Annotated in this window: 19 protein-coding genes; 7 read left to right on the top strand and 12 right to left on the bottom strand. The window is 62.2% G+C overall.

The genetic code is table 11. The features are described from left to right. Positions 1-141: 141 nt before the first annotated feature. The gene (locus tag G5S35_RS26830; protein ID WP_183040026.1) at positions 142-648 is read left to right on the top strand and encodes a GNAT family N-acetyltransferase; all 507 of its coding nucleotides are present in this window, start codon (positions 142-144) and stop codon (positions 646-648) included. Positions 649-822: 174 nt separating this feature from the next. Here the strand turns inward: G5S35_RS26830 and G5S35_RS26835 are convergent, their stop codons facing one another. Beyond that, positions 823-1,395 carry a hypothetical protein gene (locus G5S35_RS26835; RefSeq protein WP_110327178.1) on the bottom strand — a complete coding sequence of 191 codons (573 nt, stop codon included), beginning with the start codon at positions 1,393-1,395 and terminating at the stop codon, positions 823-825. A gap of 949 nt (positions 1,396-2,344) precedes the next feature. Here G5S35_RS26835 and G5S35_RS26840 point away from each other — a divergent pair. Continuing rightward, a complete protein-coding gene (locus tag G5S35_RS26840) occupies positions 2,345-2,908 on the top strand; it encodes a hypothetical protein (RefSeq protein WP_156773781.1) in 564 nt (187 codons plus the stop codon). A gap of 259 nt (positions 2,909-3,167) precedes the next feature. After that, positions 3,168-3,587, top strand: coding sequence for a hypothetical protein (locus G5S35_RS26845; RefSeq protein WP_176080890.1), 420 nt, complete (start codon positions 3,168-3,170; stop codon positions 3,585-3,587). A gap of 358 nt (positions 3,588-3,945) precedes the next feature. On the opposite strand, the gene hutC is transcribed toward G5S35_RS26845, so the two are convergent. The 6 genes from hutC to G5S35_RS26875 all read right to left on the bottom strand — a co-directional run bounded on the left by hutC (position 3,946) and on the right by G5S35_RS26875 (position 9,604). Further along, a complete protein-coding gene (hutC, locus tag G5S35_RS26850) occupies positions 3,946-4,680 on the bottom strand; it encodes a histidine utilization repressor (protein ID WP_231957601.1) in 735 nt (244 codons plus the stop codon). A 45-nt stretch (positions 4,681-4,725) separates the two neighbouring features. Then, on the bottom strand, positions 4,726-6,336 hold the full coding sequence (locus G5S35_RS26855) for an HAL/PAL/TAL family ammonia-lyase (RefSeq protein ID WP_065060976.1): 1,611 nt from the start codon (positions 6,334-6,336) through the stop codon (positions 4,726-4,728). Positions 6,337-6,355: 19 nt separating this feature from the next. Continuing rightward, on the bottom strand, positions 6,356-7,147 hold the full coding sequence (locus G5S35_RS26860) for an ABC transporter ATP-binding protein (RefSeq protein WP_183039988.1): 792 nt from the start codon (positions 7,145-7,147) through the stop codon (positions 6,356-6,358). Between the two features lie 25 nt (positions 7,148-7,172). Then, a complete protein-coding gene (locus G5S35_RS26865; RefSeq protein ID WP_183039989.1) occupies positions 7,173-7,919 on the bottom strand; it encodes an ABC transporter permease in 747 nt (248 codons plus the stop codon). 18 nt (positions 7,920-7,937) lie between these two features. Continuing rightward, positions 7,938-8,660 (bottom strand): ABC transporter permease, encoded by a 723-nt coding sequence (locus G5S35_RS26870; RefSeq protein ID WP_065060979.1) that lies wholly within the window; start codon positions 8,658-8,660, stop codon positions 7,938-7,940. Positions 8,661-8,755: 95 nt separating this feature from the next. Next, positions 8,756-9,604, bottom strand: a complete 849-nt coding sequence (locus tag G5S35_RS26875; RefSeq protein ID WP_065060980.1) for a transporter substrate-binding domain-containing protein — start codon at positions 9,602-9,604, stop codon at positions 8,756-8,758. A 539-nt stretch (positions 9,605-10,143) separates the two neighbouring features. On the opposite strand from G5S35_RS26875, the gene G5S35_RS26880 reads away from it, so the two are divergent. Further along, positions 10,144-10,647: a hypothetical protein gene (locus G5S35_RS26880; RefSeq protein ID WP_065060981.1), complete on the top strand. Its 504-nt coding sequence runs from the start codon at positions 10,144-10,146 to the stop codon at positions 10,645-10,647. A gap of 183 nt (positions 10,648-10,830) precedes the next feature. On the opposite strand, the gene G5S35_RS26885 is transcribed toward G5S35_RS26880, so the two are convergent. From G5S35_RS26885 to G5S35_RS40195, 3 genes are all read right to left on the bottom strand, one after another. After that, positions 10,831-11,373: a hypothetical protein gene (locus G5S35_RS26885; protein WP_234774686.1), complete on the bottom strand. Its 543-nt coding sequence runs from the start codon at positions 11,371-11,373 to the stop codon at positions 10,831-10,833. Between the two features lie 198 nt (positions 11,374-11,571). Beyond that, positions 11,572-11,775 (bottom strand): hypothetical protein, encoded by a 204-nt coding sequence (locus tag G5S35_RS26890; RefSeq protein WP_074981881.1) that lies wholly within the window; start codon positions 11,773-11,775, stop codon positions 11,572-11,574. 49 nt (positions 11,776-11,824) lie between these two features. Then, complete coding sequence (locus G5S35_RS40195; RefSeq protein WP_110330037.1) at positions 11,825-12,058, bottom strand: RcnB family protein; 234 nt, start codon at positions 12,056-12,058, stop codon at positions 11,825-11,827. Positions 12,059-12,567: 509 nt separating this feature from the next. Here G5S35_RS40195 and G5S35_RS26900 point away from each other — a divergent pair. The 3 genes from G5S35_RS26900 to G5S35_RS26910 all read left to right on the top strand — a co-directional run bounded on the left by G5S35_RS26900 (position 12,568) and on the right by G5S35_RS26910 (position 16,014). Beyond that, on the top strand, positions 12,568-13,194 hold the full coding sequence (locus G5S35_RS26900; RefSeq protein ID WP_065060985.1) for a DUF47 domain-containing protein: 627 nt from the start codon (positions 12,568-12,570) through the stop codon (positions 13,192-13,194). Between the two features lie 12 nt (positions 13,195-13,206). Continuing rightward, a complete protein-coding gene (locus G5S35_RS26905; protein WP_065060986.1) occupies positions 13,207-14,217 on the top strand; it encodes an inorganic phosphate transporter in 1,011 nt (336 codons plus the stop codon). Between the two features lie 129 nt (positions 14,218-14,346). Then, entirely contained in the window at positions 14,347-16,014 is a 1,668-nt protein-coding gene (locus tag G5S35_RS26910) for a Na/Pi cotransporter family protein (protein ID WP_074981877.1), read from the top strand. Between the two features lie 81 nt (positions 16,015-16,095). On the opposite strand, the gene G5S35_RS26915 is transcribed toward G5S35_RS26910, so the two are convergent. Together G5S35_RS26915 and G5S35_RS26920 are read right to left on the bottom strand one after the other, a co-directional pair. After that, entirely contained in the window at positions 16,096-17,421 is a 1,326-nt protein-coding gene (locus G5S35_RS26915; protein ID WP_237181735.1) for a leucine-rich repeat-containing protein kinase family protein, read from the bottom strand. A gap of 218 nt (positions 17,422-17,639) precedes the next feature. Beyond that, entirely contained in the window at positions 17,640-18,974 is a 1,335-nt protein-coding gene (locus G5S35_RS26920; RefSeq protein WP_074981874.1) for an MFS transporter, read from the bottom strand. Between the last annotated feature and the right edge of the window lie 15 nt (positions 18,975-18,989).

Here is an 18,989-nt window from a genome sequence, read left to right on the forward strand (position 1 = left end):
ACGAAGTTCGGCCAAGAGCGGCCCCTCTTCCTCGCTGTTCGTCGAAATTTGATCCATACGGCGCGGCTGAACACATCAAAGTCAGAACGTGTGCGAGATATCGCGTACCGTAAGCGCTTTGGCTTCCTCTCCTTCCATCCCATGATCACTGTCCGGACACTAGACGCCCATGACGCGGAGCAATTCAAAGCCTTGCGTCTTCTCGCCGTCGACAACTCCCCCACTGCCATATGGCCTACCCGCCAGGAGGAAATGGCGCGCTCGATCGCGGAGATCGTAGGCCGCATTCGTTCGACGCGAACACAGGCCGTCTTTGGTGCGTTTGAAGTTGACGTGCTGGTCGGCTTCACGGGCATTCGTCGCGAGCCGCTATCTCAAGTGAGTCACAAGGCCACCATTTGGGGCGTGTTTGTCAACCCTTCATACCGCGGGCGGGGAATCGCACAAACACTTTTAGCCGCAGCTACAGCTCACGCGACCGACGAGTGGAACACCATCCAGTTGATGCTTTGTGTCAATGCGGAAAACCTGTCAGCGAAGAGGCTTTATGCGTCGCAAGGCTTTCAGGTGTTCGGCGTGGAGCCGCGAGCGATGAAGGTCGAAGATCGCTTCTATGACGAGGAGCACATGTTCAAAACGCTGCTCTAGCGAGTCGCCTCCTCACTTCAAGCTGCCTCTAGCCGCACAGGAAGGCGGATTCAACCGGTCAGTCGACATCGTCTCCTGGATCGTAGACAATCAGCGCCTCGATCCAGTCGGGGTCGTCATGTGCCGGCCGGCCGCGACCTCATTCGAGAAAACGCGAAGTGCCTACTTCTGCGCCTACGCCAGCAACACTAAAAAGGCGTCAATGTTCGTGGGCAGTTGAGCAAAGCGCTGATCAAGCGCGGCTGTGCCGTACGCCTCTTCCAACTGGCTCCATTCAGCACGCAGCAATGGAAGAAAGCAAAGGTCGCTGTTTCCAAGTGAGTCCCTGCATAGCCGTGTATCAATCTCTGCATTAGCAAGCTGAGCGATGGCCACCACGACGATAAAGCAGTCCTCTCGTGATGCCCTGTACGTGACGTCGCTAGTATGTCCTTTGTAGCTCAGCCTGACGGTAAGAGCGGCGACGGGGGCAGGGAGAGAAATCATGTGCTCCGGATCAAGCAGATGGTTCCACTGACCAACAATCTCTTCCGTGTCGAGTCCCCAGTCCACCGTTAAGAAGGCATCACGGTGGCGCAAGAGTTGCCAATCTTCAGCGCGCCAACGGCCACGCTCCGACGGCAGAGCGAGTAAGCTGCGCACGATATCGAGCTTCGCCTTACCGCCAGGATCAGCGAGGGTCTCTGTCTTTGTCGGAACGGTTGTAATGGGAGCGTGCCTAAAGAGACGGCTTGGCATCTTGACCATTGTTGGAGCGCTGCTGTAATTGTCAGGCTATCTTACAAGAATTCCGCCTTGCGAAATCAACAGTGCTGAGCGACAGATTTTCGATGCACAGAATGACCACACAGGGTCGCTTATGCTTTTTGCAAAGGATGGCGTGCCCGCGGCGATCGCCACGCTTCGTCGTCGGGCGCTGCCCGGCCACAACCGGTCGTTCGACATCGCTGGCTGGATCGTTGACAATGCCGGCTGTGGATAACGTCGAGATCGGAAGAATGGATAAGAACCGAGCGTTTCTGCTGCCGTTCGGAATCGACCTAAGGGTTGAAGACGGAATCGTAAGTATCGAATCTAACTTGCCGGATGCACTACCTAGGTTTAGCGATCCCGTGGAAAACAGGCGTATCGTCGGGATTGTTAAAGGCGTCGAGCAATTGTTGCTTTCGCTCGCCCGCGTCGGTATCGGCTTGTCCAACCCGCAGTTCGCGGAGGCAATCCACGATTGCGTATCTAACCTCCATTCAGTTCGATCGACGCGTCGTCCTAAATCGCCGACAATCCGACGGTGGAGCGACAATAAGGGATGAGAGATGGGTTCATGGGTTCGGTGCAAGTGTGATCGACTTGTTCATAAGAACCTGTTCTGCGGAACGGGCATATCGTTGCTTGCGACGGAAGAATTCCTTGATTCAAACCACGAGGGAAGAAGCGCAGATGATCTGATCTCTGATCTCGTTCGGCGGTCTGACCTCCTTCTCACCTGCGGAAACTGCGGCCGGAAAATCTTAGTGAGGGAGACAAAAGACGTATTCGAGGTCCGGTTCTTCAAACCAGAACAAGACGAGTAGGCACGAATTGGCGCCGGTTCGCTCCCAGTCAATCGGGAGGGAAGTGGCATTTCAAGGTCGGCCAGGAGCGGGCATTCACGAGATCCATCACAAAACGCCGCCATTTAGACCACGGACATTGATCGATGTTATTCGGTTCGAAATCTGAGTTTGCCATCGAAGCCATGATCGAACCTGGTCTGGTCCCGCCTTCCGCCGTCTACGGGCGAATGCAAGTATGGTGCGCGAATACGTCGATAGGCGATTTTTCTAATCCTCGATGTTCTTTGTATCCGGCATATCTAGGATTCAAACAGCTCGTGGCGGCCCTTCCAGATCTTTGGCGAAGTGATCTGGACAATCTGAACGACGAACAGTTAATCGATCGTCTTGATCGGCTACTGTACGGGGCTCAAGGCGATCAATTGCTTGAAGATGACGTTCGAACCGCCTTCGAATGCGAGCGCGATTGGGAGAAATATGGCGTTTTCAATTTCTTGACGAATTGGGGCGAGCAATTCGACCGGGAAGGCAAGGCTTTCATTTTCTGCCCGCCGGCACAAGCGGCGAAGATTCTTATTCTGCGACGTGGCTCCGACACGATTCTGCCCTTGCATGCAGCAGTGCCCGCCGCCGCCGCCGCTATCGATAAGTTCCTCAGGTGGTTTGATGAATCAGCAGCGCTGCTTGCCAACCCAAACTCGATCTAGGCGCATACGTTGAACGGTCGCTTTGGGGAAAGTCAAAGGTCAGCAACGGGTCGCACTCAGACTCTCCCCTCTATCTTGACCCGCACCATGCAATACGCGCAAGCGGCACCCGACCACGAAAGGACGTTCGACAGCGGGCGTAAAACTGTTGACATCGCAAACCGCCGAATATCACCATTATCGCGCGGCGAGAATTGGCCCACCGACGGCAATACTGAAAACGTGAGTCGCCTAACACGTCATCAAGGAGCAGAGTCGTATGAAAACCGATTGGCATCTGATACGTGATGTTTTGAATGCCGCGATCGACAGTTGCGAGGCGTTGGAATCGGCAGGGTACGCCGAAGAGCACCGGGCTCGGACGATCATCGTGAATGGACGACCGGTTAGCGTTCAAGAGTTCTTGACCAGCGCGTGGACATTGCCCGAGAACGTACGCTATGCGGTGATTCGCCAGCGGCACGACGCAGGACTCGACAGTCCCTACATTCCCGAGGCGGCGAGAATTCTTATTGCCGTCGCTGCCGCGTGCGCGGAAATTGTCGGCGCGGGAAATAGCCCGCCCGGTATCGAAGGGATGCAAAATATGGCAGCGTGGTATCGCAACCACTTCGATCCCAACGTGAAGGCGGCGATCGATGGCATCAGCGGACCATATTCGAGTGCAACAACTCCATAACGCACAAGGCAGGCCGACGGATCTGGATATGCGGAGAGTCATCCGCGTACTCGCCGCGCTAATCCTCGGTTGTTTCGACTGAGTAATTTAGACGATAAGCCAGATTGACCTTGTATCGCGATGGCCGCTTCGGTGTGACTCTGCGGCCTCTTGTGGGTCGACGTGTATCGCGCACCGGTCCACGCAGGCTTCATACGGCCAGCTTCGCTAACGCCATGAAGCCCTCGAGATCGTCAGCATGCGCATCTGGAATGGATGCGGCCGTTCGGGGCGCTCCCCGCGCTATACGCCCAACGCTGTAACACGCCCCCGACTCATAAGGTCAAACTCCCCCGCCCGATCACGCCATCCAATCCACTCAAACCGCGCCCGCCAGATGAAAGCGCGACGCCGGATGCCAGAGTTGCACCGCGGTCGCCACATCGTCTCCGACCCAGGTGCGCCGCCATAGCATCAGGCAAGGCTCGCCGATATCCATCGCGAGATGGCGGCGAATCTGCGCATCGGGCTTGCGCGCGTAAATGCGGAATTCCGCGCGCTGGATCGGCGCGACCCGCACCATGTAAACGTTCGGCGTTTCCAGCGTGAAGTCCTGCTCCAGATAGTGCGGAAACACGCGCGGATTCACATAGCGGTCCTCGAACTGGATCGGTTCATCGTCCTCCATATGGATGATGGCGGAATGAAAAACCGGACCGCTGTCCAATTCGAGTTCGTCAATCGCCGTAGGCCAGCCGCTCGCTTCGAGCGCGATCACGCGCGCCGCGTGTCGATGACCGCGCGAAGCGATTTCATCCGCGATATTGCGGATATCGAGCACCGTCGATTCGTAATCGCGCGGCGCGACGAATGTGCCCGATCCCTGCACGCGCGTGAGCACGCGCTCCGCGGTCAGTTCGCGCAACGCGCGCGAGACCGTCATGCGCGCCACCCCGAACTCCTTCACGAACTCGGTTTCCGAGGGTATTGCATCGCCGGGTTTCCAGGTGCCGTCGGCGATATGCCCCATCACGTAACGCTTGATCTGCTCGTAGGGCGGCGCGACCTTGCGCGGCGCGGACAGCGAGCGCCGCATCGCGCTGTCGGCCTGCATCGGAGCATTCATGTCCGTCATGTTCTCGTTGCGCCTTGAATGGCTTTAGCTGCCGACCACGCCCGGCATCGCATCGTTGGCCGACGCTGCACCCGCACCCGCCACGGACTCCACGGGCGCGGGCGTACAGCGCTCAAGCGTCGAAGGGAAATCGCACGGATCGGGCAGCGGCGGCGGCCCGCCGTCGGCGATCAGGTGGAAGGCCAGCGTCATGTCCTCCGCGAGCGGGCGATCGTCGCAATAGGTCGGCAGGACGGCGCGCACCTGCGTATAGAGCGCTTCCGTGTATGGCGCGCGCGACGCCGCGAGCGGCTGGAGATCGTAGGCCTGCGCCGCCGCCAGCAGTTCGATGCCGACAATGCGACTGCTGTTTTCGATGACGGCGAGCGCCTTGAGCGCGGCGGGCGTCGCGTGGCACAGGTGATCTTCCTGCAAGCCGGACGTCACCCCGCCGTCGAGACTTGCCGGAGCGGCTTCGCGACGGTTCTGCGCGACCAGCGCCGCCGCCGTGTACTGCGCGATCATGAAGCCCGAACGCGTGCCGCTCGCTTGTGCGAGGAATGCGGGCAGTCCGCTCACAAGGGGATTCACGAGGCGGTCCAGTCGTCGCTCCGCCATCGCCGCGACCTGCGCGACGGCCGCGGCGAGGCTGTCCATCGCCAGCGCGATCGATGCGCCCACCGCGTGCGCCTGCGAATACACGCGCGGCTCGTCGAGCGTCCCGGCGACAATCGGGTTGTCGGTCGTCGAGGCGAGTTCGCGATTCACCACTTCCGCCGTCGCGGCCAGCACGTCGCGCGCCGCGCCGTGCACGTGCGGAATCGTCCGCATGCTCAGCGGGTCCTGAGTGCGCCGGCCGAGCGCCGCTGCCAGCAGGCCGCTGCCCGCCAGCGCCGCGCGCATACGCGCGCCGACTCGCGCGAGCCCCGGCGAAACGCGAAACGCCAGCGAGCCCGCGTCGAACGCCGCCATCTGGCCGCCGAGATTTTCGAAGCTCATCGCGGCGACGGCATCGGCCCAATCGAGCAGCCAATGCGCGCGCTGGAGCGCGAGCGCCGCGAGCCCCGTCACGCACGGCGTGCCGTTCACGAGGCTCAAGCCTTCCTTTGCTTGCAGCGATAGCGGTTCGAGCCCGAGTCGCCGCAACGCGTCTGCGCCGCTCATGCGTTCGCCGCGCCAGCGCGCGTGCCCCGCGCCCACGCACACGAGCGCGATGTGCGCCATGTGGCTCAGGTAACCGACCGAACCGAGCGCGGGCACTTCGGGCAGGCAATCGGCCTCGAGCAGCGCCACGAGCCGTTCGACGAGTTCGACGCGCACACCCGAATGACCATGCGCGTAATTGTTGATGGCGGCGGCCATGATCGCGCGCGTTTCCTGCGCGCCCAGCGGCTCGCCCACGCCCACCGCGTGGCTCATCAGAATGTTGTGCGAGAGCGCATGCTGCTCGGCCGGCGACACCACCACGTCGCACAGTGCGCCGACGCCCGTGTTCACGCCGTACGCGCGGATATTGCGGGCAATGATCTGCTCGACGAGCGCACGCGCGGCGCCGATGCGTTCGCGCGCGTCGGGCGCCAGTTCGAGCGGCGCGCCCGCGGCGACGGCGCAGATTTCGCGCCAGTCCAGCGGGCGCGTGGAACGGATGACTGACATGATGAACTCGCGCTGGAAATCAGTGAGCGTTGCGGTCCTGGTGGCTCGACACGAACTGGCGGAAGCGTTCCGACTTGTGTTCGCCGAATACCTCGTCGGGCGTGCCGTCCGAATCGACCTGGCCTTGATGCAGAAACATCACGCGATTCGACACATGTTTCGCGAACCCCATTTCATGCGTGACGACCAGCATCGTGCGGCCTTCGTCGGCGAGCGCGCGCATCACGCGCAGCACTTCGCCCACGAGTTCGGGATCGAGCGCCGAGGTCGGCTCGTCGAACAACATGACCTTCGGATGCATCGCAAGGGCGCGCGCGATGGCCACGCGCTGCTGCTGGCCGCCGGACAGATGCGCGGGATAGTGCGCGCGCTTGTCGGCGAGACCGACCTTGGCGAGCAGCGCTTCGGCTTCCTCGACCGATTCCGCGCGCGTGCGCTTGAGCACGCGCATCGGCCCTTCGATGAGGTTGTCGAGCACGGTCATATGCGACCAGAGATTGAAGTTCTGAAACACCATGCCCAGTTGCGAGCGCACGCGGTCCACCTGCCGGCGGTCCTCCGGTTGCAGTTTTCCGTCGCGGCGGCGCTTCATTTTTAGCGCTTCGCCGCCGAGCGATACGGAACCGTCATCGGGCATTTCGAGCAGATTCAGGCAACGCAGAAAGGTGCTCTTGCCCGAGCCGCTCGCGCCGAGAATCGAAATCACATCGCCTTCGTGAGCATCGAGCGAAATACCTTTGAGGACGTGATGGTCGCCAAACGACTTGTGAATGTTCTTCACGGACAGGGCGACCGGTGCAAATGCGTTCATACGTTTCTCCGGGGAGATGCGCGGCTCACGAAGCGGCGCGGCGGGTTTCGAGTTGCGTGGCAGCACGGCGCGCTGACACGGGCGCGGCGCGCAGATGGCGCGACAGGCGACGCTCCAGCAGCCCGATCAGGCTAACCACGAGGAAATTCAGGCACAGATAAATCAGCGCGGCGCAGGCGAACACTTCGGTGGTCCGATAGGTTTGCTGAATGATTTGCTGCGCAACGCCGGTGACTTCCCACACGGTGACGAGGCTCGCGAGCGCCGTCGACTTCACGAGCAGCACGGCCTCGGTCGAATACGCGGGCAGGCACTGACGCAGCGCGATCGGGCCGATGACGCGGCGCAGCAGCGAGAAGCCCGAAAGGCCGATGGCATAGCCCGCCTCGATCTGTCCGACCGGCACCGCCATCAAGCCGCCGCGAATAATTTCGGCGGTATAGCCCGCCGTGCAGAGCGCGAGCGAAAGCACGGCGCACACATACGGCTCGCGCAGCACGGGCCACAGAAAACTCTCGCGAATCACGCCGAACTGGCCGAGACCGTAATAGACGAGAAACATCTGGATCAGCAGCGGCGAGCCGCGAAACACGAGGATGTACGCGCGCGCAAAGCGATTGGGCAGCCAGTGCGGCGAGACGCGCATCGTGACGACCACGAGCGACAGCAGCCCGCCGATCACGAGCGAGGCGAAGAACAGACCCAGCGTGACCGGCACCGCCGCGATCAGCTGACGCGTGGTGTCGAGAAGAAAGTCGAAGTCGATTTGCATGATGGGGCCGCTCTGGCGTCAGTTGCGCGCGAAGTTGCGTTTGAAGGAGCGGCCGACGATCGCTTCCGCCCGGCCGAACACGCGGTTCGATACCCCCGTCATCGCGAGATACAGCGCGCCGCCCACGACGAAGAACAGGAAGTACTGATGCGTCGATCCCGCCGCCACCTGGCTCGCGCGCAGCAATTCGACGAGACCGGTGACCGAAATCAGCGCGGAATCTTTCAGGCTCAGTTGCCAGACGTTTCCGATACCGGGCAATGCGAAACGCAGCACCTGGGGAATCAGGATGCGGCGCGCCATCGTGAGCGTGGGCATGCCGATCGCGCGCGCGGCTTCGAGTTCTCCGCGCGACACCGCCTGCACGGCGGCGCGATAGACCTCGGCCTGATACGCGCCGGAAATCATGCCGACGGCGAATGCGCCGATCACGAACGGCGGCACGCCGATAAAGCCGTCCGCGCCGAACCACTGCCCGATCGAGGACACCAGCGACGAGCCGCCGAAATAGAACAGATAGATGACGAGCAGTTCCGGCACGCCGCGAAACACCGTCGTGTAGAAGTCGCCGATCACGCGCGCCGTGCGAAAGCGCGAGAGCTTGGCGGCCGCCACCATCGCACCGAACACCGCGCCGATCGCGAGCGCTGCGATCGTCAACACCACCGTCATGAGCGCGCCGAGCAGGAGCACGCCGCCCCAGCCTTCGGTCCCGAAACCGAGCATTTGGAAAAGAGCCATCACGCCACCTCAAGCAAGCCTGCGAAACCCACCGCGCGACAGCCGCCGCTCGCTCCGGAGCCGGCGGCCGCGCGCGCTCACGCGACGCGCGCCAATCAGGGCGTCACGTCGGTCTTGAACCACTTCTCCGAGAGCTTCTTCACGGTGCCGTCGGCAATCGCCGCCGTGATTGCCGCGTCGAACTTCGCCTTCAGGTCCGCGTCCTGCTTGCGAAACGCGAGGCCCTCGCCGGGTCCCCAGATCGGGCCGCCGATCTTCGGGCCGGCCGCGACGGTGGGCACCGCCTCTTTCTTGTCGGCGTTCGCGGCGTAGTAAGTCACGTCGTCGAAGGAGGCATCGATACGGCCGTTGGACAGGTCGAGATCGCGTTCCGGCGAGGTCTTGTAGACGCGGATCGAAGCAACGTCCTTGAAGTTCTCGTTGATGAAGCGCGTGTACACCGTGCCCGACTGGATGCCGATGGTCTTGCCCTTGAGCGCGGTGCGCAGCGCCTGCACGGCGGGCGCGTTCGATTTCGCGTCGGTGTCGAGCTTGAGCGCCGCCGCGGTCGGGCCCGCCTTCGGCAGGATCTTTGTGTCGGTCACGGCGAAGGTCGCCGGCGTGGACGCATACGGCTTCGAGAACGCGATGATCTTCTCGCGCTCGGGCGTGATCGAAATCGCATCCATCAGGACGTCGAACTTTCCGGCCTGGAGGCCCGGAATCATGCCGTCCCAGTCCTGCGCCACGAGATTGCACTTGAGCTGCGCGCGTGCGCACAGATTCGCGGCGAGTTCGGGCTCGAAGCCGCCAAGCTTGCCGCCCGGCAGCGTCATGTTCCATGGCGCGTAGCCGCCTTCAAGCGCGATCGTCACATCCTTCGCCTGCGCGGCGCCGCCGAACAGGGCCGTGCCGATGGCCGCCCCGATCATTCCCTTGGCCAACTTGCTGTACTTCGACTGCATCTCGATGCTCCTTTGATTGGCGAAACAGCGGAACGGCTCGTGAGGCGATGACGCCTCGCGTGTTGTCTAGACAAGATGCGGGAACAAAATAATTGAAGCAAGCGGAATTCTCAGAAATTCACCCGCTCCAGGGTATGCCCTGGACATTGGGCCCGCTTCAGACAGCAGGAAGCGCGTATTCGTCGGACGCATGCCCCAGAATCGTGCGGGTCGACAGCAAATAGAAAGCGTCCGTGCGGCGCATGCACACAGTTGACTAGACGAGATCGCGCGAGCGAGATGGCTTGCGGTGCGGAGGCTGCTGCACGACGCCGCCGGGCCAACAGACGAGCGTTGAATCGCGCACTTGATAGATTACAAAAAATACAGCCAGAATGATGCCGCGACGAGTGATGGCGATCCGTATGTATGTATCTGCATACATCCCTACCCAATGACACTCCCGAGGATTTCGAACATTGCCGAAAAACCGCATTCCCCTTCGAAACGCCGGCCAGAAAAATCACCCAGAACCTGCCTCCAACCCTCGGGAGCCGCAAATGAAGTCTCTTTGGCGCTTTTTTACGCTGATCCATGGGCTGATGGCGGCTCTCTTCACATGTGCCGCGCTGATGTTGATTGCGATTGCCGCACACACCGGATGGACAGCGTTCACACACCAGTGGGACCAGACAGCCGCGCTATCGATCATCGAAGCGCTGGGACTGCTGGCCGGCGCCGTTGTGGCAATCCAGATTGCCGAGACGATCGTCGAAGAAGAGGTCATCCGGGAAGCGGACGTTAGCGGACCGACTCGCGTACGACGTTTCATGTCCCGGTTTCTTGTCGTTGTGGTCGTCGCGCTTGCCATCGAGGGACTCGTGGCGACATTCAAGGCGCTACATCAGGATCCCTCGCAGCTCTGGTTTGCGGCGGCGCTGATCGCGTCCACTGCCTTGCTGCTTGCGGCCTGGGGGGTGTTCGTCCACCTGAATCGGTCGGCGGAAGAACTGGAACCGGAAGCCATGGAGAAAGCAAAACGCGAAGACGCGAAGATCCAATAGACCCGCACTCAACGCACTTCTCCGGCACAAAAAACGCCGCGCGGTTTTTAGCGCTGCCGTGCCAATACCGGAGCGTGCAGATAAAAAAACAGCCGGCAATTGGCCGGCTGAAATGTCGTAGCGATGCACTTCGCTACGCGATTTGCGATTTGCGATCCGGGGTTATCGGAATCGCCCTTAAAGTCACGACTTTTTCTTGTCCTTTTCCTGATGCGCCGGCGCCTTGGCAGGTGCATGTTGCGCCGTCACCTGCGCATGTGCGGCCACGGCATTACCACCACGTTGCTGGCCGCCGGGTTGAGCGCCGGTGTGCGCGGCTCCAGCCGCCATATGCGGATTGCCCGTCGCATGATCCGGCAGATGACCTTCGTGATGCGCCATCACGTTATGCAGTTCATCTCGTCGATGGAAAACGTCTGCGCGATGATCGCCATGTGCATAGAATTGGCGATGGCGTCTGCCATCCGGACCGATAATCCAGATGTAGGTCGAACCGCCGATGAAAACCACATCGCTATCGGCAACGACCGCGATCGACGCGTCATAAGGCATGGGGGCGTAGTAGTCTTCGACCACGACGGGCGCAGGCGGCGGCGGAGCGAGCACGCTCTGAATCGCCGCGCCCACGTTGGGATCGACGACGAGTTGCCCCTGAGGGTTAGTCACACAGCCTGCAAGCAGCGAAAAAACGGCAAAAGCCGCGCAGCGCGTGGTTGTTATTTTCATGGTCATTCCTCGATGCGGTCATTTTTTGTTTTCGATTCTGTATCAACGACCCCCGCATCGATTTCTTAAGAACTTATTGATAAGTCTATATTTCTGATCGTTACAGCTCCGCCACGCACAAAGCGTTCGCGGCGCGCGTTCGTGGAAGCCTCGCAATTGCCCCGTTCATTCGCGATCGAAGCCGCGGACATTCAACGTTCAAAGGCTCGATATGGCGGATGCCGATGCCCGCATCCACCCGCGCGTGTCGAAGGCGAAAGAGCAATCGATCACGAAGCTCACCAGAGCCTTGCACCAGTATTCGGACACGTCGTGCGATTGCGCGATCATTGCGCCGTCGCGAAACACGCGACACAGCGGCACATCCGTGCGGATGTCGACGTCATCGCCCATATCCGTCATGAAGGGATCGCCAGCGCGCCGCACTCACGCGGCGCGTGGCGTCGATGCGTTAGCGCGGCGAAGCGAGCACGCTCGCGATCACGCCGGTCGCCACCGCTGCCAGCACGTAGTCGCCGTTCACGCCGACCCAGTGATAGCCGCGCGGCGGTGCGGAGAGTCCGTGGCCGCGCCAGTCGTCGACGACATAGTTGCGATCGCGGTATTCCGGCGGAATGCGGTCGCCTTTGTGCCAGTCGTTATGCGGCACCGGACCGCCCGGACGGGAAATCGACGCGTCATGCATCGGCGCACCATGCCCCGGGTTGCCGTGAGGTGCGCCATGCGGCGCCCCATGCGGCGCGCCGTGGCTCGCGCCCGGATGACCCTGACCATCGGGTCCACCGTCCTGATGCGGTTGAGCGTACACAACAGCCGACACACCGAACAACGAGCAAATAAGTGCACTCGCAACAGCTTTGCGATACATAAAGATTCCTCCCTGGGTTATGACTGAGTCATGCTCGCGTCCCGGCTGGATGTTCGCTACACGCCGCCGGTCGCAGCAAAAGGTTAGCAGAGGCAGCTAGCCCCCGCAGAAAAGCACACACTCGCCTGTCGGCAAGCACGCCACGTTCCGCGGCCGACGCCCATGCCAGTCGTTTTGCCGCAAGCCGTCGCCGGTACGATCGTGTGCGCGTTTGCGGCACACAATCCAGCCAATATTGGCCGGACAAGGCGCAATTCAAATGCCTGTATCATGAGCGGTTTTTCGATGACGCGGTCGGCGCGCCATCAAACCCGAGGTAATGCCCTATGTTCGGCCGATTCATGCCCAGAGACGGCAATTTTTTCGAGATTTTCAATGCCCATGCCCGATATATCGTGGACGGCAGTCATGCTCTCGAAAAGCTGATCGAGAATCTCGACGACGCGGAGCGACACCGGCGAAACATCAAGATCAACGAAAAGTCGGCCGATAAACTGACTCGCGACTGCAACGATCTGCTGCACAAGACCTTCATCACGCCGCTGGATCGCGATCAGATCCAGCAGCTCATCAACACGCTGGATGACATCATCGACGTGATTGAGGATGTTGCGAACACCATTACGCTGTATGACGTGCAAGCGTTGCCCGACGATGCGATCGAGTTCGCGCGGCTGAGCACGAAGACAGCCATTCAGGTTCAGCAGGCCGTCAGCATGCTTTCCGACATGAAGCAGGCAGATCAGATCCTGCGATGCTGCAAGGAAATCGACGAACTCGAATCCGAAGTCGACCGGTTGCTGCGTATCGCGATCTCGCGGCTATTCCGCGAGGAAGCCGATGTCAAGACGCTCATCAAACTGAAAAGCGTCTACGAACTGCTTGAAACCATTACCGATAAATGCGAGGTCGCCGCAACCATTATCGAGGGCATTGTGCTGGAAAACGCTTGAGCGAATTCAACCATGCATCCGATTCAACTCGCTCTCTGGGCCATCATTCTGCTCGTCGCGATCGCCCTCCTGTTTGACTTCATGAATGGGTTTCACGACGCCGCCAACGCCATTGCGACCGTGGTGTCCACCGGGGTGTTGAAGCCGCAGCAAGCGGTCGCATTTGCGGCGTTCTTCAACGTCGTTGCGTATTTTGTCTTTCACCTCGGCGTGGCCGCCACCATCGGCAAAGGCACGATCGATCCCGCGATAGTCGATCAGTACGTGGTGTTCGGCGCACTGATCGGCGCCATCGGCTGGAATTTCATCACCTGGTACTACGGCATTCCCTCCAGTTCGTCGCATGCGCTGATCGGCGGACTGGTCGGCTCGGCGCTGGCCAAATCCGGCTGGGGCGCGCTGAATCTCGACGGCGTCATGAAGACCGTGGCCTTCATCGTCATCTCGCCGGTGCTGGGTTTCGTGCTGGGCTCGTGCTTCATGCTCGGCATCGCCTGGCTCTATTTCCGCGTGCCGCAAAGCAAGGTGGATCGCCAGTTCCGCAGCCTGCAATTGATCTCGGCGGGCCTTTACAGCCTCGGGCACGGCGGCAACGACTCGCAGAAGACCATCGGCATTATCTGGATGCTGCTGATCGCCGCGGGCTATGCATCGCACAACGCCGTCGCGCCGCCGCTCTGGGTGGCCGCCGGATGCTATGCGTCGATGGGACTCGGAACCCTTTTCGGCGGATGGCGCATCGTGCGGACGATGGGGCAGAAGATCACGAAGCTCAAGCCGGTGGGCGGTTTTTGCGCCGAACTCGGCGGCGCGCTCACCTTATTCGTCGCCTCGGGGCTCGGCATTCCCGTTTCGACGACGCATACCATCACCGGCGCGATCGTCGGCGTCGGCGCCACGCAGAAGCTCTCCGCGGTGCGTTGGGGCGTGGCGGGCAATATCATCTGGGCCTGGGTGCTCACCATCCCGGCTTCCGCGGCGATGGCGGCAATGGCCTGGTGGATCGGGACCCGGCTGCTTTAAGAAAACGGCCGCCGTTTTTTATCGCATCGAATCGCGCCATTCTGTGTGACACTAGTGTTACATCCAGACGCCGATCGCAAGGCGCCCCGTCAACGGGGCCCCAAAGTCGTGCAGTAACCGTCGCCTATCGTGTTGATCCTTCTGAATCTGCTTTCCGGTGTGTCGCTTCTGGTGTGGGGCACACACATCGTTCGCACCGGCATACTGCGCGTGCTCGGCGCCGATCTTCGCGCGATCCTCGGCCGCAGCACGGGTAGCCGCCTCAAGGCCTTTCTTGCCGGGCTGGGCGTCACCAGCCTCGTGCAAAGCAGTAACGCCACGGCGGTCATCATCTCGTCGTTCGCCGCGCAAGGCATGGTGTCGCTGGCCAGCGGCCTGACCATCATGCTGGGCGCCGACGTGGGCACCGCGCTCATGGCGCGGGTGCTGACACTCGATCTGTCGTGGCTGTCTCCGCTGCTGATACTCGCCGGCGTACCGCTGTTTCTCACGCGCAAGCAGACGCGCGCCGGCCAGACCGGGCGCACGCTCATCGGGCTCGGTCTGATCCTGCTGGCGCTTCACCTGATCGTGGAAGCGGCGCAACCGATGATGCAGGGCACGAGCGTCCGGGTGATGTTCAGCGCCCTGACCGGCGACACGATGCTCGATGCGCTCGTCGGCGCGGCCTTCGCGATGCTCTCGTATTCGAGCCTCGCCGCCGTTCTTTTGACCGCGACGCTCGCCTCCTCCGGCGTCATTTCGTTGAAGGTCGCCTTGTGTCTCGTGGTCGGCGCGAATCTCGGCAGCGGTCTGCTCGCGCTGATGAGCGCATTGCCCCAAAACGCCGCGGCGCGCCGCCTCGCCGTGGGCAGTTTCGCCTTCAAGCTGCTCGGCGCGGTGATTATCCTGCCGTTCGCCTCGTTGCTCGCACGCGCATTGCCGGTCATCATTTCGAATCCGCGCGAGGCCGTGGTCGGCTTCCATCTCATCTACAACACGGTGCGGTGTTGCGCCTGCCTCACGATGGTCGACCGGGTCGCCGCCATCTGCCGTCGCTTGTTGCCCGACCGGCCGCAGGTGGCCGGCGAACTGCGTCCGCTCCATCTCGACCCCGCCGGGCTGGCCACGCCGGGACTCGCGCTGGCCAACGCGTCGCGCGAAGTGCTGCGGATTGGCGACATCGTCGGCGTGATGCTGGAGAACGTGTCGGAACTGCTCAGACGCAACGATCTCGCCGTCGCGCGCGAAACCATGCGCATGGACGACGACGTCGACCAGCTCTACGCCGAAGTGAAAAGCTATCTGACGCTGATCTCGCGCGAGCAGCTCGATGAAGCCGAAAGCCGCCGCTGGACGGACATCATTTCCCTCACGATCAATCTCGAACATGCGGGCGACATCATCGAGCGCATCGTGAGCGACATCGAAGAGAAAAAGATCTCCCAGCGGCTCGCGTTCTCCGAGGAAGGACTGGGTGAACTCGACGATCTGCACGCGCGGCTGGTGAGCAATCTGCGGCTAGGCCTGTCGGTGTTCCTGAACAACGATCTGCGCTGCGCGGAGCAGCTTCTGGCCGAGAAGGAACGCTTCCGCGATCTGGAGCGCGTGTATTCCCACAAGCATCTGGACCGGCTGGCAGGCCAGTCGCTTCGCAGCGTGGAAACCAGCGCGCTGCACCTCGATCTGATCAGCAATATGAAGCGGCTGAATTCGCTGTTCTGCTCGACGGCGTATCCGGTGCTCGACGCCGCCGGCGCGCTTCATGAAACGCGCCTGCGCAAACGTTCGCTCGACAGTCTGCACACGAAGGAGTGACGCCGCTGTTCCTGCTCGCCGACGTGTTCCAGACGGTGCCGCAGACGGTGCATTCGCGGCGCGCCCGCGCCGCCATATCCGTTATAGCGGCGCCAGGCGCTCCACGACCTCGTCGAACGACGGTCTGTGCTCGACGCTTGCGGCCAGACAATCCGTAACCAGCGCCTGAAACGCCGCAGCCAGCTCGCCAGCCTCCCCCACCAGGCGAGACGCCAGTTCCTCGAGCAAACACCCGAACGCCCGCACCTCGATCCGCTCGAGCGACTGCGCCAGCGACTCGTCGCGCGCGTCGAACAACGACGCCGCGCCAAAATCCCCGAGCAACGCGTGCCCCGCGCCGTCATGCAGAATATTGTGCGCATACAGATCGCCGTGCATGATCCCGCGCCGATGCAGATGCCGCGCCGCCGACGCCATTCCGCTCGCGATCCGCAGCGCCACGGTCCGGTCGAACAGCGTATCGGCGGCGTACACATCGCGCGTGCACGAATCGAGACTCGGCGGCCCGGCGAGATTGCCGAACGCCGGATCGATCAATGCCATCACGAGCCCATGCTCGCCGAGCGGATGCCCCGTGGCCTTGCCCAGCACGGGAATCAGATTCGGATGCGGCCCCGCCTGCAAACACGCCGCCATTTCCAGTTCCGGCAATCCGTCGCTGGTCACCGCGCCCTTGAACAGCTTCACGGCGACCGCTTCGGCCGGATGCCCGTCCTTCAACAGACGCGTCGCGCGATGCGTCACGCCCGACGCGCCCTCGCCCAGCGTTTGCCCGAGCGCGAGCGTATGCCAGTCGATATCGGGCACCGAGGCATCCGTGAGCGCAGCCTGTTCGCGCGTCGCATTCAGCGGATTGCCCGCATAAGCCAGCCACGCGAGCCGCGGCAGACGCAACAGCCAGTCCGGCAACGCGTCGAGCCGGTTCGCCGACACCCGCAGCAGTTCGAGCCGCTCGCAGGCCGCCATCGTCTCCGGCAGCGCGCGCAGCCGGTTGCCCGCCAGCATCAGTTTCTGCAATTGCGGACGATCGCCGATTTCCTGCGGCAACGCATCGATGTTGTTGTCGGTCAGGATCAGCCAGCGCAATGACGGCGGCAGCGCGCTCGCCGCAACGTGGCGAATGCGGTTCGCCTTGAAACCGACCATGCTCAGCGACGCGCAATCGCCGAGCATCGGCGGCAGCTCGGTGAACGGATTATTCGACGCGAACAGAATGCGCAGATGGCGCAGCTTCGGCAGGTCGTCGGGCAGCGAAGTCAGCGCGTTGCCCGAAAGGTCGAGCACTTCCAGCGTGTCGGCGAGATCGAAAATCTCGCGCGGGAATTCGGTCAACCCGCAAGCGAGCTTGAGCTGTCGTGCGCCGGCAAGGCGGCCGGCGCGCAGTTGTTCGAGGGTGGCGGTGGTCACGCGTGGATCGAATCGGAGAATGGCAGGGAGTGTCGGATGCGCGCAGGCGGCGTCCATGCTGCCAATTCTAGCGGGAACGATCCGCGAGGGCGGCGATGGCGCGATTTCACGCGTGTCGAACGGGGCGCGATCCCTTCGCGAGCGCCATGTCGGCGGGCAGAAATGACAACGGCGCCGCGTGAGCCTCCACGCGGCGCCGTTGCTGCATCACGTCTGATTTACGGGCGGCGCGCGCCGCCTGCGTCCTCGGTGACGCTCACGCGTTGCAGACGCGCGTCGGAGGGTTGCGTGTCTTGCGCGCGCTCCGCGTCGTCGTCCGTTGCGACCTGCGAGAGATCGCGGCCGCGCGTTTCGGGCAGCATCAGCGCCGCCGTCACCACGAGCAGATACGAGACGCACGCGCAGATGCCCATCGCCGCGCCGAGTTCGAGTTTCGCGCTCAACACGCCGACCATCGTCGGCATGATCGCGCCGATCGCGCGGCCCGCGTTGCCGCACAGCCCTTGCGCCGATGCACGGATGCGCGTCGGGAACAGTTCGGCGATATACGCACCGGTGCCCGCCGCCGTGCCCGATTGCAGCGTGCCCAGCACGAAGCCGAGCACCAGCGTGACCGGCAGCGTGATGTGCACGAGCGTGTACGTGGCCACGGCAATCGCCTGCAGGCACGCGATCACGATGAACGTATAACGGCGGCCGAAGCGATCCGCCATCCAGCCGTTCAGGAACGCGCCCGCGAACGAACCGAGAATGTTGATCGCGAGATAGCCGCCCACGTTCGTGATCGACAGATGCAGCGCGAGTTTCAGATACGCCGGCAGCCACGTAATCATCACGTAGTTGCCGCCGTAGATGCCGAACGTCAGCAGGATCGCCTTGAAGGTGGTCATGCGCGTGGGCGCGGCGAACACTTCCCAGATGCTCGGGCGGTCCTCGGCGTGCTCGCGCTGGATCTGCGCGAACACCGGCGCTTCCTTGATGTGTCGGCGAATCCACAGCACGAGCAGCGTCGGCAGCAGGCCGATGGCGAACATCACGCGCCACGCGAGCGCCGGTTCGAGCGTGTTGAACAGCAAGGTGGAGAGCAGCACGGCCACGCCGTAGCCCACGGCCCAGCCCGCCTGAAGCGAGCCGACCGCGCGGCCGCGCACTTGCGGACGGATCGTTTCGCTGATGAGCACCGCGCCCACGGCCCATTCGCCGCCGAAGCCGAGGCCTTGCAGCCCGCGCGTGATCATCAGTTGCCAGAACGAGTCGGTGAACGCGGAGAGCAGCGTGAACGCCGAGAACCACAGAATGGTGATCTGCAGGATGCGCACGCGTCCGTAGCGGTCGGCGAGAATACCCGCGATCCAGCCGCCCAGCGACGCCATGATGAGCACCGTCGTGCCCAGAATGCCGGCCTGGCCGCGCGTCATGCCCCAGAGGGCGATCAGCGTGGGAATCGCGAGGGCATACATCTGCGTATCCATCGCATCGAGTCCCCAGCCGCTGAAGCACGCCCAGTAGGTGCGCTTCTCCGGCTTCGTCAACTCGGTGTACCACTTGAACATGCTCTGTCTCCTTCC

The sequence above is a fragment of the Paraburkholderia tropica genome (assembly GCF_014171495.1).
Lineage (GTDB): Bacteria > Pseudomonadota > Gammaproteobacteria > Burkholderiales > Burkholderiaceae > Paraburkholderia > Paraburkholderia tropica.